Source organism: Streptomyces sp. NBC_00885, assembly GCF_045207475.1.
Classification (GTDB): domain Bacteria; phylum Actinomycetota; class Actinomycetes; order Streptomycetales; family Streptomycetaceae; genus Streptomyces.
The window spans coordinates 2,329,319-2,344,887 of the sequence record NZ_CP108796.1 but is presented as its reverse complement, the minus strand read 5'-3'; the positions used below and the strand labels follow the sequence as shown (position 1 = coordinate 2,344,887).

Here is a 15,569-nt window from a genome sequence, read left to right as displayed (position 1 = left end):
CGTGATCATGTCGCTCGTTAAGACGCACTTCGGCCGCGTCGCGTGGGCCTTTAGCTAACGGTTTGGTTCTCTTCGTCCTATTCGGGATGAACGGGAAGAGGGCCTGATGCGAAGCACGCTGGTGCTGAATGACCTACGGGTACAGAAGATCAAACGGGCTGACGGCGGCTGGTCGTACGCGATCCTCTGGCCGGACTGCTCGGTCGATGAGGAGGCGGAGAGCTACCTGCGTCCCTATGAAGGGTCGGGGTCGCAGGAGCCGTACGCGTACTACCTCGTCGACCATTTGCGGTGGCGGTTCCGTGAGGGCTTGACCACAGAGACGATCGCGATGCAGGATCTCCACCGCTACCAGGGGGCAGTGGGCGCTCAGGTGTCGATGCCGTACGGGCAGCCTTGGCGGGTGCCGCCGAAGCGTCCGTACGGCACGTCGGCACTGTCGATTTCGGCGACCGTCTTGAAGGGCTTCTACCTGCACCAATGCGTGACCCGGGGCATCAACGAGCAACTGCGCGCCGAGCTGGACGTCGAGAGGCTGCCGACCAAGGCCGACAAGAATCGGGCGATCCTGGGCCACACGATGACGTCGGTCAAGACCAATCCGCTGGCACCGCCGCAGGGAACGCGACGGAGGCATCCGAAGATGCTGCCCGACGGAGCCCGCCCGGAGCTGATGAGCGCGGTGAACACGGCCCGCGACGAGATGGTCGTGACCTGGCTGTCCGACACGACCCTGCGGATCGGCGGGCTGACCGGCCTGCACCTGGTCGACCTGCACCTTCGTGAGAACGCGGCCTGCGGCGAGGACAAGAGCCCGCACGTCCACGTCTGCCACCGGCAGGGCAACCGAAACCGGGCCAAGGCGAAGAAGAAGGAAGACTGGAATCTGGTCGACGGCGTGATCACCGGCGGTGAGATCTACCGGGTCAGCCCAGCCATGATCAGCTCCTACTTCAAGTACATGACGACCGAGTATGCGAAGTTCGCGACGGGGCACGGCATGCTCCTGATCCAGCTCGCCGGACCGCAGATCGGCGAGCCGTGGACGGCGGACGCGGCCCGCGGGGTGCTGCGGCGAGCCGGTAAGCGGGCCGAGCTGCCCGGCCGCATCAAGCCGCACGCGTTCCGGCACTCGACCACCAGCAAGATCCTCGACGTGACGAACAACAACAGCTGGGTGGCCAAGGAGGCAGGCCACTGGGCATCGGTGCAGACCGTCGACGAGGTCTACGGGCATCCCGACATGCACTCCCCGGAGTTCATCGGCGCGCTGAAGGCGGTCTGGGGTGAGGAGGCGTGAGCGAGCCCATCCGCAACCTGCTGCCCGTCATCAACCCCGACCAGCCAAGCCGAACCACCGGCGACCGGCTGGAATTGCTGCACGCGCTGATGCAGGCGCCCGGCTTCGACGCTGATCTGTTCCGCCAGGACGTGATCCGCATGCCGGGGGAACATGACACCTACGGGTGGATTTGCACGGTCCCGCTGTGCGAGCGGGCTCAGGAGGTGACCCGGTCGTTCTGCTCCATCCACGAGATCGAGTGGGCCACGCAGAAGGCGGCGGGCGGGTTGCTCGGCGACTTCATGCGGACCGCCGAGCCGCTGAAGCCGGTGTCCTGGTATCAGCCCGAGGACTGCACTATCTGCCCTGGCATCCCGGCTTCGGGAGCGTCCCCCCTGTGCTTCCTGCACAGCAAACGGTGGCAGGCGCGCAAGAAGGGGTGGAGGAATAGGTTCGGCGAGGGGGAGCCGGATTACGATGCGTGGCTCGCATCGGAGAAGCCCTTCGTGCCCTTCGGCGACTGCCGGGTGCTGGCCTGCGCCAGCCTTGCAGAAAACCCGATCGGGCTGTGTCAGCGCCACGTCAGCCGCTACCACAAGGCCGGCTCGCCGGGCCTGGCCCGGCTGCCACACCAGTGGGGACGGTGGCTGGCCGACCGGGACAAGCCGATCCCGGTGCTCTACAGCGACGAGCTGGCGTTCCGGAAATGGTGCGCGGAGACGGACCCGGCCCATCGCATGGACGGGAAGGTGTCCCTGCTCGGGCTGCGTCCGCTGGTGAAGGCCGAGATCCAGTGGTGCATGGGGCAGCGGACCCAGTCAAAGGTCGAGGCCGGGCACTGGCCACTGCCCTGGATCCAGTACGTGGCCGACGACTGCCGAACCCGCAAGGTCAACTCGCTGGCCGACCTCGATCTCGAACAGGCACGCCCCTTCCCGGCACAGGTGGCCCGAGGGATGCTCCGCATGCTGCGGCTGATCTACTTCACCCGTGAGGACACCCGGGACGCCGGTTACATCGAGACCGAGCACTTTGGGATCCGATTCGGCACCCACGGTGGGCAGATCGATCTGATCCACATCTCCCAGCGGTGGCTGCGGGACATGGTCTGGGACCACATGGCGAACCGGCTGCTGACCGTCCCACCCCGCAGCACCGGGCCCTTCGATGCGATGCGGCGCGGATGCGCGGAGCTCAGCGCATTCCTGGAGGTTCAGGCTCCCGGCGGAGGTCACGATCCCCGCCTGCTGGAAGGCCGCCACATGGTCGACTTCGTCGCCGACCAGCGGCACCGAGTCCTTAACGGACTGTCACCATTGGCGGCGAGCCGCCGCCGCAGCAGCCAGAACGATCCCGTCACAGAGGGCATGGTCTGCGACTACTTCAACGGGATCCGCCGCGCCCTGCGCACGGCTCTTATGGAGACCGGGGAGGTCGAACGCCTCGGACTGGACCGCTCATTCGTCCTCGCACTCCCCCCGGGCAAGCGCACGCAGAGGCGGCGCCGTCCCTTCCCTGATGACGTTGCCAAGGCCGTCGCGAACGAGACCAACCTGCAGGCCCTGGATGCCCTGGACGTCGACGACCGGGGTCTGCTGGATTGCTGGGAGGCCCTGGTCATTACCGGCCGCCGCTGCCGCGAGGTGCTGGAGCTGCGGCTGGAGTGCATCGGCCGCCTCGGGGGGCTTCCGATGTTTTGGTACGACGCAACCAAGGTCGGCAACTACGACGAGGCCATCCGCATCCCTGAACGCCTCTACGAACGGCTTCAGCAGCGCCAGGCCAAGACGATCAACAGGTTCCTGGGGCGCGAGGGCCGCGAACCTACCGGAGAAGAACGCCGGAAGATCGCGTTGTTTCCCAGCAGGAACTCGAACCGGCAGCACGTCAAGGGCGTCAGCTACGGCTGGTTCAACACCCAGTTCCGCAAGTGGGTCGATTCGCTCACCGACATCTACGTCGTCACCCACCAGGCTCGTCACACCCTGGCCACCAACCTGCTCAAGAACGGGGCGAACCTCACTCAAGTCAAGCGCTACCTCGGGCAGGTCTCCGAGGCGATGGCCGAGCACTACGTGCACATCGCCAGCACTGACCGGCAGCTTGAGGACGCCCTCCAGGCGATCTGGGTCACCGGCCCCGGCGCCCCTGAACCGGGTGTGGTGCTGTCCGGCGGCGAACCGATGAGCCGCGAGCAGGCCGAGGCCATGATGATCGACCTCACCCGCAAGTCCACCCCGGCCGAGGGCGGCTTCTGCACCTTCCAGGCCGTGGTTGACGGCGGCGCATGCCCCTGGAAACTGGACTGCCACAACTGCGAGAAGTTCGTGATGTCCGGCGCCGACCTCGTCTACTGGCACCGCAAGCGCGAGCAGTGGCGCGCGGTCGCCGAAGGCGCGTCCGACCCCAATGTCGCCGACTACCTCCACCAGCTCTTCGAACCGACCGCCCGCGCGATCGACGGCCTGGAGAAGGCCCTGGCCGGCGTCGGTCTCCTTGATGAAGCCCTCGCCCTGGACCTGCGACGCCCCCAGGACTACTTCGGCCGGGTCTGGGCCACCGCGTTCCGCGCCAGCGAACTTGCCCAGCTCGAGGACCACGGCGATGTCGACTTCGACGACGAGTACGACACCGATGACAACAGCGAGGACCTGTCATGACCGCTGCTGACCGCCACCTGCGGACCCTGGCCCGTCAGCAGCTGGGACACAGCCGCACCGCGTCAAGCGAGGCCTACATCCGCGCGGACACCACCGCGCTGACCAAGTACACCGAAAGCGCCGAACTCGTGGCGGCCCGGCGGCTGGGGCACCTCCGCGTCGAGTCGTCGAGCGAGCTCTACATCGGCGCGGACACCACCGCGGCGATCGAGTACGCCGCCAGCGGCGCGATCACGGTCGTCGGCACGACCCAGCCGGCCGACGAGGACAAGGAGACGCCATGACCTCCGGCCCCGGTCAGACCGCGGCGGCCATCGCCGCCCGCCGCCAGCAGACCCAGGACAAACTCACCCGCGTCGAGAAGGCCATCACCCAACTCCGCCGCGAACGCGGCCGGCTCGCAGTGCGGGCGATCGCCGAGCGGGCGGCCGTGTCTCCCACGTTTCTCTACGAGAACCCCGACGCCCGTGCTCTCGTCCAGCAGGCCGTCGCCGACAGCAAGAGCCGCCACGACCGGCGCACCGGCGAGAAGCACGAGCAGATCGAGGCGTCCTGGCGTGAGCGCGCCCTGAACGCCGAGGCCGAACTCACCCGGACCCAGAACGAGGTCCTGGTACAGCGGCAGCGGATCGGCGAGCTCATGGGCCAGCTCCGTGACGCCGATGGCATGGTCCCTGGCGAGTCCCTCCAGCACCTCACCACAGAGAACACCACCCTCAAGCGCCGTCTCCAACAGGTGACACAAGAGCACCGCAAGCTCCAAGAACGCCTCGAAGGAGCCCGCACCAACCTCCGCTTCTCCGACAAACGCATCGGCGACCTCGAAGTTCAACTCCTCGAACTCCAGCAGACCGCTCCGGCCGACGCCCGGCCCTGAAGGACGAGGCCGACGATGGCGACGGCTTCGTCCCCCTCACCTATGGCTGACCGACCACGTCTGGCCCGAGAAGGCCGCCTGGCTCTTGGACGGACACCGGACCCTATCCACCACGAGGTCACTATCCTCACCCCTTATGGCATCAGACTTAGTCAGCGGCCCGACCCGCACCTGCATGCGGGAGATTAGCTCCCGGATCGAGCTCTCCCCCCTCCAAGCCTGTTGGGACGGCAGCGGCTTCACCCCCGGACCTCCGAACGACACCTCCGGCGCCCAGAGGAAGCAACTCTTCTCTTCCTACGCCGACCACATCACCTGGAGTGACCCCGAACAGGTCACCCGTGCCATAGCCGTGTTCGAGAGGATGCTCCGCGCCTACCGCAACGGGGTGGAGAGATACTCCGGATCCGAGGAAGAGACGCCCCAGCAGAAGTGGGCGAAAGAACTCGACAGGATCCGCCGTGACTTCGAATACGACAGCTACCAGATCACCGACAGCCTGCGCATTCGCAAGGCCGGAGAGCGTCGGCCTGACCATGAGAAGGCCGACGCCGAGCTCTATACCGAAGCTCTCCGTGTTCTGCGCCACGCCCGCAACCAGATCGAACGTCTCCCCTCCACCACCCGAGGAAAGGGCGAGGAAGACATCCGAGACGTCCTCCTGGTCGCGCTCGGCGCAGCGTTCGCGGGCCGCTGCACTGCGGAAAGCCTGAACGGTGCGGGGAAAACCGATCTTCTGCTGCGGATCGAGGACCGGAACGTTCTCGTCGGCGAGTGCAAAATTTGGAAGGGCGCATCGAAGTTCCCTGACGCCATCGACCAGCTGTTCGGCTACCTGACCCGCTACGACCGCTTCGCAGTGCTTCCGCTGTTCATCCACGCGGCCCAGCCGGAGCCGATCGTGGAGAAGGCCACTCAGTTGCTGGCAAATCACCCGCGCTGTGTCTCCGCCGCTGTTCCCGATAACGACGGTCGCCAGTACAGCTTCGTGCTGAGGTCTCCGTCGTCGACGCCGTGGGATGTGGAGGTGGCACTGATTCCCTTCGTAATCAGCTAGGCGGCGCTATACGCAGGCGCGGGGGACCACCGTCGGCACCTACATCGAGATGACCTCCCGCCTCCTGGAACCCACCCTCCTCGCCCTCGCTGTCCTCGCCGTCCGTGGACGCATCAAACGCTGACCACCCGCCACCACCAGATGTTCAACAAACTGAACACCCAACCGCTACCCGCCGTGCCGATACTCCCCGAGGGCCTACCTCGCGCACAGGCCGCGTGGTCGGCTGCGGGGCTGCCGGACTCCGGCACCGTCACGATGGAGAAAAGCCCGCGCCGAGCTGGGGTGACGCCGCCGCTCAGGCCGCACCTGGTGGCCGGTGACTGGGGTCGACGACCACGTCACAGAACCACGCGTCGGCCTCATCGTCCCTTTGGATTTCCGGGACCACGCACCAGAAGGCTTCTTCCAGGTCCTGCGCCACAGTCTGCACGTGAGCTTTTGTGGAGCATCGCGCTCTGACAGAGATGTTCTTAGGTGGCCCCGAGGTGAGGGGCGGGGGGCCACCGTTGACGGCGGGGCTGGTCAGGTCTGCGAAGAACTGCCAGCGAGTACCTTCAGGTTGCCCAGTCAGCTGCTCCAAATCTGACACCAGCCGGTGGCGGCCTGCCAGGCACGCGTGGACAGCCTGGGCGGTAGCCCCACTCCCGTTGAGGATCTCGATTCGAACAGTGCCAGGCGCCGTGTGGGGGACGTTCATGGTGCCATATTGCGTTGTGGCGGCCGCGCTACCGAGATGCCGCACAGCACAAACCACCGAAGAGACCAGCAAGCTGCTCCGGAGACTATGGGGCGTCGTGCAGCGGCAGGTATCCGCTGTTTGTGCGACATCCCTTGGGTTCGGACGGGCTTCCGTCCCTCCCTGTAGCAGGTCAGTCCACAGAAAGGACCGGCGAATCCATAGGGATCATGAAAAGGGTCCCTGCAGGACACCAAGAAATGCGGAAGACGGGAGGCAGAGATCCAATAGGCCCTATGTACCACCGACGCAGTCAGCAGCTGCACCGAGTGGCTTGGCGCACTACCCGGGAACCCGCCGACCGTGGGTTACACGAGGCAGATGGTGCCCCGGCGGGCTTGGGTTGGGCGCGCCGGATCGAGCTGGCTGCGGTCGTGATCGCCTCCGTCGTGACAGCGGCAGGCTTGTTGTACTCCAATGCCCAGGTGCGCGACGAGCTGAAGGTCAGTCGTGCGGAGTTGAGCCTCGGGAAAGAAGGGCAGATCACCGACCGGTACACCGCAGCCGTGGACAACCTCGGGGACGACGCAGTGGATGTGCGTTTGGGCGGCATCTACGCCCTGCAGCGCATCATGGAGGACTCCCCCCGTGACCAACCCACCATCGCCAACGTCCTGGCGACCTACGTCCGCACGCATGCGAGCAAGCCTCCAGGCCGAGGCGTGGGCGTCCCGGCTGACGTACAGGCCGCCTTCATCGTGCTCGCTACCCGCAACCCCGCACACGACCGCCGCAACTACAGAGCCGATCTTCGCTTCGCCCAACTTCCCGATATCCAAACCCCAAGACCTTCGGACCTGAATCTGTACGACGCAGAGTTGCAGGGCGTAGACCTGTCGGGCGTGTACATCGTCGGCGCGGACTTAGACAGCGCGGACCTGACCGGCGCGGACCTCAGCAATGCGAACCTGATTGTGGCGCACCTGAAGGGTGCGGACCTGAACGGTGCGGACCTGAGTGGCGTGAAGCTGGACTTCGCGGACTTGTACGAGGCGAACTTGCACGAGGCGCACTTGGACGGTGCGGACCTGGAGGCCGCGGATCTAACCGGCGCGGATTTGACCAGCTCGGACCTCAGCAATGCGAAGCTGACCGGTGCGGACTTGGACAGCGCGGACCTGACCGGCGCGGTGGTGGAGCTGAAACAGGTCATCTCCGCCGACATCACATCAAAGACGAAACTTCCGCCGCGGCTCGCCGAAGATCCGGCGGTCAAGGCACGGATCGCTGAGCTCGAAAGTCGCATGCCGCAGTGATCGACCAAGACCTCGGGGTTCCTGCAAGTGGTTGGCGTGCGCGTGGAGGCATCACGTACCGGACCCACCACTTCGCCACCGGAGCCTGTCCTTCATGTCACGTACTTCGGGCGGCACGCTATCGGGACCAGCCCCCACCCACGGAACCAGACACCCAACATGAGGCACATCGCTGACACCTACGTGACGTGTTAGACCAGCCCAGAGCCGATCCGGCCAGATGGGGGATCGGTAAAGTCCAAGAGACGCCCGAGTTCTCGGGCAAGGCGCTCGATGCTTTGAGACAGCCGCTGGAATCCGGGCTTGTGGTCGTGGCGCGGAGCGCGGGAGTGGTGCGGCTGCCGGCCCGCTTCCTGATGGTTCTGGCGGCCAATCCCTGCCCGTGTGGGCGGCACACGCTGCAGGGGGCGGGATGTGAGTGTCCGCCGTCGGTGATCCGGCGGTATCAGGCGCGGCTGTCCGGGCCCTTGCTCGACCGGGTCGATCTGCGGGTCGGGGTCGAGCCCGTCAACCGCGGAGACCTGATGTGCCAGGGCGGCCGGGGCGAGCCGACGGCGGTCGTCGCGGCCCGGGTGCGGGAGGCCAGGGAGCGCGCCGCGGCCCGGCTGCAGGGCACGCCGTGGACGGTCAACAGCGAGGTGCCGGGGCATGAGCTGCGTACGCGCTGGCTCGTCGCGCCCGGGGCGCTGGCCGCGGCCGAGCGGGACATGGAACGGGGACTGCTCACGGCGCGGGGCATTGACCGAGTGCTGCGGGTGGCGTGGACGATCGCGGACCTCGCGGGGCGGGAGCGGCCGCAGGCCTGCGACGTCGACCTGGCTCTGGAGCTGCGTACGGGCATCGCGCGCGGTGCGCCCATGCCCGTCGGCACGGGAGGGCTGTGATGCCGGACGCAGGGGGCGAGCTCCGGGCGGTCGCCGGGGAGCGTGAGCGGTTCGCACGGGCCGCGCTGACGCGGGTGATCGAGCCGGGGGACGAGCACGGCGGGCGGTGGCTGCGTGAGTTCGGCGCGCAAGGGCTCATGGCGCGGCTCACCGCAGCGGAGCACGAGGACGCAGGGCTGACCGGAGCCACGGCCAGGCGGCTCGCGGGCTACCGGATACGGGCTGCGGGGGCTGACCCCGACCGCGACCTGGCGTCGGTCGCCGCGGTCGGTGGACGCTTCATCTGCCCCGGCGACCAGGAATGGCCGACGCAGCTCGACGACCTGCATGACGCCAGACCGATCGGACTCTGGGTGCGGGGGCGGGCCGACCTGCGGAAATGGGCACTGCGCTCGGTCGCCGTCGTCGGAGCGCGGGCCTGCACTCCGTACGGGGCGCACATGGCGGCCACGCTCGGCTCGGGGCTTGCCGAGCGCGGCTGGGTCGTGGTGTCGGGGGCGGCCTACGGGGTCGACGGCTCGGCGCACCGGGGCGTACTCGCCGCGGGCGGGGCCACCGTCGCCGTACTCGCCTGCGGGGTCGATGTCGTCTATCCGCGCGGACATGCCGAATTGATCGGACGCATCGCCGAACAGGGGCTGGTCATCGGAGAGTTGCCGCCCAGCGACCATCCCACGCCCAGCAGATTCGTCCTGCGCAACCGGGTCATCGCTGCCCTCACCAGGGGCACCGTGGTCGTCGAGGCCGAATACCGCAGCGGTTCGCTGGTCACCGCGCGCAGCGCGCAGAAGCTCGGCCGCTACACGATGGGAGTCCCGGGGCCGGCCACCAGCGGACTCTCGGCGGGCGTGCACGAACTCCTGCGCGGGGAGGGTGTGCTGGTCACCGATGCCGCCGAAGTGGCCGAGCTGGTCGGGGACATCGGTGATCTCGCCCCGGACCGGCGGGGGCCTGTGCTCCCGAGGGATCTGCTGGATCCCGTCAGCGCGCGGGTTCTTGAGGCCATGCCGGCGCGCGGCGCGGCCGACGGCGGCCGGCTGGCGCGGGCTGCCGGAACCACGACCGACGAGACGCTCGGCAGGCTGTACGAACTGCACTCGCTGGGGTTCGTCGAACGGCACGGAGACGGATGGCACTTGACGCGCAGCGCGATCCGCGGTTCGAACGCGCGGCGAGGCGGTCCTTGACCTGGAGCATTCGGGTGAAAAGGTGATGCCGATGAGCTTTGCAGGCCCCTCGGCGACATCTGAGAGCCCGGCGCGCGCGGTGGCCGCCCCGGTTCGAAGGTGTGGGCGACAGCAGATACCCGCACAGGTTCGTTCCCTCGACCTTCGCCCACCGCAACGCCACAGTCACGCTACGCTCACCAAGGTTCCGGCCCAGACGCTCGTCCCCCTCCCCCCTCACAGCAGAACGGCTCAAGGCAACGCATGCCCCAGCACACCTCCGGGTCTGACCGCGCGGCAGTGCCCCCCGCTGCCCGAGGCACCGTGCGGCCCCCCGCTCCTTCGTCGCTCGACGAGTTGTGGCGGTCGTACAAGGCCACGGGTGACGAGCGGCTGCGGGAGCAGTTGATCCTGCACTACTCGCCTCTGGTGAAGTACGTCGCGGGACGGGTGAGCGTGGGGCTGCCGTCCAATGTTGAACAAGCGGACTTCGTCTCCTCCGGAGTCTTCGGACTCATCGACGCCATCGAGAAGTTCGACATCGACCGGTCGATCAAGTTCGAGACGTACGCCATCACCCGGATCCGTGGCGCGATGATCGACGAACTGCGCGCCCTGGACTGGATTCCGCGCTCCGTGCGGCAGAAGGCCAGGGCCGTGGAGCGGGCCTACGGCACCCTGGAGGCGCAGCTGCGGCGTACGCCGACGGAGTGCGAGGTCGCCGCCGAGATGGGGATCGCGGTGGACGAACTGCACGCGGTTTTCAGCCAGTTGTCACTGGCCAACGTCGTGGCGCTGGAGGAGCTGCTGCACGTGGGCGGCGAGGGCGGCGACCGGCTCAGCCTGATGGACACTCTTGAGGACACGGCCGCCGACAACCCGGTCGAGGTGGCCGAGGACCGGGAGTTGCGCCGACTGCTCGCCCGCGCGATCAACACCCTGCCCGAGCGCGAGAAGACCGTCGTCACCCTCTACTACTACGAGGGCCTCACCCTCGCCGAGATCGGCAATGTTCTCGGTGTCACCGAGAGCCGGGTCAGCCAGATCCACACGAAGTCGGTCCTGCAACTGCGCGCGAAGCTGGCCGACGTCGGGCGCTGACGCCGAATCCTCCCTGCCTCATCCGCCTGCATCCGTACAGTGGAGGCGTGCCAAGGATTCGAGCGGCCTCCGTGGCCGAGCACCGGACCATGCAGCGCGGCGCCCTGCTGGACGCCGCACGCTCCTTGCTGTCCGAGGGCGGCACGGAGGCGCTGACCTTCCCCGCCCTCGCCGAGCGCACCGGCCTGGCCAGGTCCTCCGTCTATGAGTACTTCCGCTCTCGGGCCGCGGTCGTCGAAGAGCTGTGCGCGGTCGACTTCCCCGTCTGGGCGGCGGAGGTCGAGACTGCGATGCAGCAGGCGGACACGGCGGAGGGCAAGGTCGAGGCGTACGTACGCAAGCAGCTGGACCTCGTGGGCGACCGGCGTCACCGGGCGGTTGTCGCGATTTCCGCGAGCGAGCTGGACGCCGGGGCACGGGAGAAGATCCGTGCCGCGCACGGCGGGCTGATCGCGATGATCGTGGAGGCGCTGGGCGAGCTGCGCCAGGAGCAGCCCCGGCTGGCGGCGATGCTGCTGCAGGGTGTCGTGGACGCGGCGGTGCGCCGGATCGAGATCGGTGTGGCGGAGGACCCGGAGGCGATCGCCGACGCGGCCGTGGCGATGGCTCTGCGAGGCGTACGGGGCTGAGCCGGCGCGGGCCCGCTTCAGGCCGCGTGCCGCGCGTACCCGGCCCGTGCGGGCCGGTCGCCCGGCCACGCCGGAGTAGCCACTGAGACACGGCGGCGGTGACCGCGAGCATCACAGCGTGCAGCGCCCCGCCCGCACCCGCCAGAACCGGCGTCTGCACCGCGCGCACCGCGGGGACATCCACAGCATTGGTCGACTCCAGAGCCGGGACGCCGAACACCGGCAGCAGCCTGGAGGGGGGACGGCGCAGCAGCCAGGGCGGCAGCAGGGACAGCGGATCCAGATACTCCCTCCCGCGCAGCAGCCCCCAGTGCAGGCACCCCGAAGCACAGTGCGACGGCCCCGCCTCCATGGTCGCAACCACCTGGCCCGCGCTCACTTCCGCGCCCTCGGCCAGCAGTGGGCGCACCGGTTCGTAGGTGGTGCGCAGCGGCGGGTCACCCGTACCGGTGAGGGTCACGGACAGCACGCCGCGGCCCGCGACCCGGCCCGCGAACGAGACCCGGCCGGGCGCGGCCGCCCGGACCTCTGTGCCGGGCGGCGCGGCCAGATCCACCCCGCGGTGCCCCGCCCCGTACGCCGAGGCCGGCGGCTCCCACCCGCGCACGACGACGGGACGGGGCGGCCCCAGCGGCCAGCTCCGGCTGCGGGAATCACCGGCCCGGGCTGGGCCGGTGCCCGCCCAGGCCAGGGAAAGCATCGACACGAGCAGGACGAGAAGACTGCGAAACAGGGCGCGGTTCATGGCACAGACCGTCCCGCGAATCCCGCGGCCGAGTGGATCATGGTCCCGATCTGTGGAGTACCGACCGGTTGTGGACAGCTCCGTCACCCGGCACTGCGCGGGTCCCGTACACTTCTTCTGGCGATCCGGGTCACCGGGTCGACTTCGCACGCCCCGCCACCACATCCTCTTCAGGTCGGTGGCCGCGCTCCTCGGTCCCTTGTGGCACGGCGCGTCGGGGCGTCAGGACATAACCGAGAACCCAAGGAGATACGGCCATGGCCGTCGTCACGATGCGGGAGCTGCTGGAAAGCGGCGTCCACTTCGGTCACCAGACCCGTCGTTGGAACCCGAAGATGAAGCGATTCATCTTCACGGAGCGCAACGGCATCTACATCATCGACCTGCTCCAGTCGCTGTCGTACATCGACCGCGCCTACGAGTTCGTCAAGGAGACCGTCGCCCACGGCGGCTCCATCATGTTCGTCGGCACCAAGAAGCAGGCCCAGGAGGCCATCGCCGAGCAGGCGACGCGCGTTGGCATGCCGTACGTCAACCAGCGTTGGCTGGGCGGCATGCTCACCAACTTCTCCACCGTCTACAAGCGCCTTCAGCGTCTGAAGGAGCTCGAGCAGATCGACTTCGAGGATGTGGCCGCGTCCGGCCTCACCAAGAAGGAGCTCCTGGTCCTCTCCCGCGAGAAGGCCAAGCTGGAGAAGACCCTTGGTGGTATCCGCGAGATGCAGAAGGTGCCCAGCGCCGTCTGGATCGTCGACACCAAGAAGGAGCACATCGCCGTCGGTGAGGCGCGCAAGCTCCACATCCCGGTCGTCGCGATCCTGGACACCAACTGCGACCCGGACGAGGTCGACTACAAGATCCCGGGCAACGACGACGCCATCCGCTCCGTCACCCTGCTCACCCGCGTGATCGCCGACGCCGTCGCCGAGGGCCTCATCGCCCGTTCCGGCGTCGCCACCGGTGACTCCAAGCCGGGCGAGAAGGCCGCCGGCGAGCCGCTGGCCGAGTGGGAGCGCGACCTCCTCGAGGGCGAGAAGAAGGCCGACGACGCCGAGGCTCCGGCCGCCGCCGAGGCCGAGAAGCCGGCTGAGGCCGCTGCTGAGGCTCCGGCCGCTGAGGCCGCCCCGGCCGACGAGGCTGAGAAGCCGGCCGCGGACGCCGAGCAGGCCTGACCACACAGGTTCGGTAGTTGACGGCGGGGGACGGTGCCACAAGCGCCGGCCCCCGCCGCTCACCCGTAGATCTTCGACTTTCGACTTTCGAGAGAGATTCAAGGACATGGCGAACTACACCGCCGCTGACGTCAAGAAGCTCCGCGAGCTCACCGGCGCCGGCATGATGGACTGCAAGAAGGCGCTGGACGAGGCCGAGGGCAACGTCGACAAGGCCGTCGAGGCCCTGCGTATCAAGGGCCAGAAGGGCGTCGCCAAGCGCGAGGGCCGCTCCGCCGAGAACGGTGCCGTCGTCTCCCTGATCGCCGACGACAACACCTCCGGTGTCCTCGTCGAGCTGAAGTGCGAGACGGACTTCGTCGCCAAGGGTGAGAAGTTCCAGGCCGTCGCCAACGCCCTGGCCGTGCACGTCGCCGCGACCTCTCCGGCCGACATCGACGCGCTGCTCGCCTCCGAGATCGAGGCCGGCAAGACCGTCCAGGCGTTCGTCGACGAGGCCAACGCCAACCTCGGCGAGAAGATCGTCCTCGACCGCTTCGCGCAGTTCTCCGGTGCCTACGTCACGGCGTACATGCACCGCACCATGCCTGACCTCCCGCCGCAGATCGGTGTCCTTGTCGAGCTCGACAAGGCGAACGCCGAGGTCGCCAAGGGTGTCGCGCAGCACATCGCCGCCTTCGCGCCGAAGTACCTCTCCCGCGAGGACGTCCCGGCAGAGGTCGTCGAGTCCGAGCGTCGCGTCGCCGAGGAGACCACCCGCGCCGAGGGCAAGCCCGAGGCCGCCCTCCCGAAGATCGTCGAGGGTCGCGTCAACGGCTTCTTCAAGGAGGCCACCCTCCTTGGTCAGCCCTACGCGCTCGACAACAAGAAGTCCGTCCAGAAGGTCCTGGACGAGGCCGGTGTCACGCTGAAGCGCTTCTCGCGCATCAAGGTCGGCATCTGACCCGTTAAGCGATCGACACGGGAGCCCGCTAGGGTTTCTTACGCAGTCGCCGGTCGCGCTCGCGCCGGAGACCGCAGATCTGACGAGGAGGCCATTGCCGACAGGGACACCAGCACCCCAAGGCAATGGCCTTCTTCGTATGTGCACGAGGAGATCTCCATGAACAAGGGCGCGGACGCCAATCAGGCAGCCGACGACAAGAGCGACCACGACGTCAACAAGGCCGGGCGCTTCATGCTGAAGCTGTCCGGTGAGGCCTTCGCCGGCGGCGGCGGACTCGGCGTCGACCCCGACGTCGTACACGCCATCGCGCGCGAGATCGCCGCGGTCGTCCGCGACGGTGCGCAGATCGCGGTCGTCATCGGTGGCGGCAACTTCTTCCGCGGGGCCGAACTGCAGCAGCGCGGCATGGACCGGGCCCGCTCCGACTACATGGGCATGCTCGGCACGGTGATGAACTGCCTCGCCCTCCAGGACTTCCTGGAGAAGGAGGGCATCGACTCCCGTGTCCAGACCGCCATCACCATGGGGCAGGTCGCGGAGCCGTACATCCCGCTGCGCGCCGTGCGCCACCTGGAGAAGGGGCGCGTGGTCATCTTCGGCGCCGGTATGGGCATGCCGTACTTCTCCACCGACACCACCGCCGCGCAGCGCGCCCTGGAGATCGACGCCGAAGCCCTGCTGATGGGCAAGAACGGCGTCGACGGGGTCTACGACTCCGACCCCAAGACCAATCCCGACGCGGTGAAGTTCGACGCGCTGGAGTACGGCGAGGTGCTCTCCCGCAACCTCAAGGTCGCCGACGCCACGGCCATCACTCTCTGCCGCGACAACGCCCTTCCGATCCTTGTCTTCGAACTGCTCGCAGAAGGCAATATCGCTCGGGCCGTCAAGGGTGAGAAGATCGGCACGCTCGTGAGCGACCAGGGCACCAGGGCCTGACCCCGGGGGCTTCCCTCGAGGGATGGACAAAGTCCTGCCGGTCGGACACCGTGCAGGGAAAAGACGCGACGCAGGTTCCGCCGGCCCAGTCGAACGCCGGGCCTACTCAAGACACG

13 protein-coding genes and 1 pseudogene are annotated in these 15,569 nt (G+C 67.9%); 13 read left to right on the top strand and 1 reads right to left on the bottom strand.

What is annotated here, in order from left to right; all coding sequences use genetic code 11:
• The first annotated feature begins 106 nt into the window (after positions 1–106).
• The 10 genes from OHA61_RS10210 (at position 107) to OHA61_RS10165 (ending at position 11,651) form a co-directional block, all read left to right on the top strand.
• Positions 107–1,300, top strand: a complete 1,194-nt coding sequence (locus OHA61_RS10210; protein ID WP_406302838.1) for a tyrosine-type recombinase/integrase — start codon at positions 107–109, stop codon at positions 1,298–1,300.
• Entirely contained in the window at positions 1,297–3,942 is a 2,646-nt protein-coding gene (locus OHA61_RS10205; RefSeq protein WP_406302837.1) for a tyrosine-type recombinase/integrase, read from the top strand. Before OHA61_RS10210 ends, OHA61_RS10205 begins: the two co-directional genes overlap by 4 nt.
• The gene (locus OHA61_RS10200) at positions 3,939–4,226 is read left to right on the top strand and encodes a hypothetical protein (protein WP_406302836.1); all 288 of its coding nucleotides are present in this window, start codon (positions 3,939–3,941) and stop codon (positions 4,224–4,226) included. The genes OHA61_RS10205 and OHA61_RS10200 overlap by 4 nt, the downstream gene beginning before the upstream one ends.
• Positions 4,223–4,819: a DUF6262 family protein gene (locus OHA61_RS10195; RefSeq protein ID WP_406302835.1), complete on the top strand. Its 597-nt coding sequence runs from the start codon at positions 4,223–4,225 to the stop codon at positions 4,817–4,819. Before OHA61_RS10200 ends, OHA61_RS10195 begins: the two co-directional genes overlap by 4 nt.
• A 136-nt stretch (positions 4,820–4,955) precedes the next feature.
• Positions 4,956–5,876 (top strand): hypothetical protein, encoded by a 921-nt coding sequence (locus OHA61_RS10190; RefSeq protein ID WP_406302834.1) that lies wholly within the window; start codon positions 4,956–4,958, stop codon positions 5,874–5,876.
• 1,113 nt (positions 5,877–6,989) lie between these two features.
• Positions 6,990–7,871 carry a pentapeptide repeat-containing protein gene (locus OHA61_RS10185; protein ID WP_406302833.1) on the top strand — a complete coding sequence of 294 codons (882 nt, stop codon included), beginning with the start codon at positions 6,990–6,992 and terminating at the stop codon, positions 7,869–7,871.
• A 188-nt stretch (positions 7,872–8,059) separates the two neighbouring features.
• The gene (locus OHA61_RS10180; RefSeq protein ID WP_406302832.1) at positions 8,060–8,755 is read left to right on the top strand and encodes an ATP-binding protein; all 696 of its coding nucleotides are present in this window, start codon (positions 8,060–8,062) and stop codon (positions 8,753–8,755) included.
• The gene (gene dprA / locus OHA61_RS10175) at positions 8,755–9,942 is read left to right on the top strand and encodes a DNA-processing protein DprA (protein WP_406302831.1); all 1,188 of its coding nucleotides are present in this window, start codon (positions 8,755–8,757) and stop codon (positions 9,940–9,942) included. Before OHA61_RS10180 ends, dprA begins: the two co-directional genes overlap by 1 nt.
• A gap of 243 nt (positions 9,943–10,185) precedes the next feature.
• Positions 10,186–11,022 (top strand): RNA polymerase sigma factor WhiG, encoded by an 837-nt coding sequence (whiG, locus tag OHA61_RS10170; RefSeq protein ID WP_266488838.1) that lies wholly within the window; start codon positions 10,186–10,188, stop codon positions 11,020–11,022.
• Between the two features lie 71 nt (positions 11,023–11,093).
• Positions 11,094–11,651: a helix-turn-helix domain-containing protein gene (locus tag OHA61_RS10165; protein ID WP_324988251.1), complete on the top strand. Its 558-nt coding sequence runs from the start codon at positions 11,094–11,096 to the stop codon at positions 11,649–11,651.
• 205 nt (positions 11,652–11,856) lie between these two features.
• Here OHA61_RS10165 and OHA61_RS10160 read toward each other — a convergent pair.
• Positions 11,857–12,306: pseudogene (locus OHA61_RS10160) on the bottom strand (M23 family metallopeptidase); the annotation flags it as partial.
• Positions 12,307–12,653: 347 nt separating this feature from the next.
• On the opposite strand from OHA61_RS10160, the gene rpsB reads away from it, so the two are divergent.
• The 3 genes from rpsB to pyrH all read left to right on the top strand — a co-directional run bounded on the left by rpsB (position 12,654) and on the right by pyrH (position 15,453).
• The gene (gene rpsB, locus OHA61_RS10155; protein WP_324986977.1) at positions 12,654–13,568 is read left to right on the top strand and encodes a 30S ribosomal protein S2; all 915 of its coding nucleotides are present in this window, start codon (positions 12,654–12,656) and stop codon (positions 13,566–13,568) included.
• 106 nt (positions 13,569–13,674) lie between these two features.
• Positions 13,675–14,511, top strand: coding sequence for a translation elongation factor Ts (tsf, locus tag OHA61_RS10150; RefSeq protein WP_406302830.1), 837 nt, complete (start codon positions 13,675–13,677; stop codon positions 14,509–14,511).
• 159 nt (positions 14,512–14,670) lie between these two features.
• Entirely contained in the window at positions 14,671–15,453 is a 783-nt protein-coding gene (gene pyrH / locus OHA61_RS10145; RefSeq protein ID WP_266488844.1) for a UMP kinase, read from the top strand.
• The last annotated feature ends 116 nt before the right edge of the window (positions 15,454–15,569 follow it).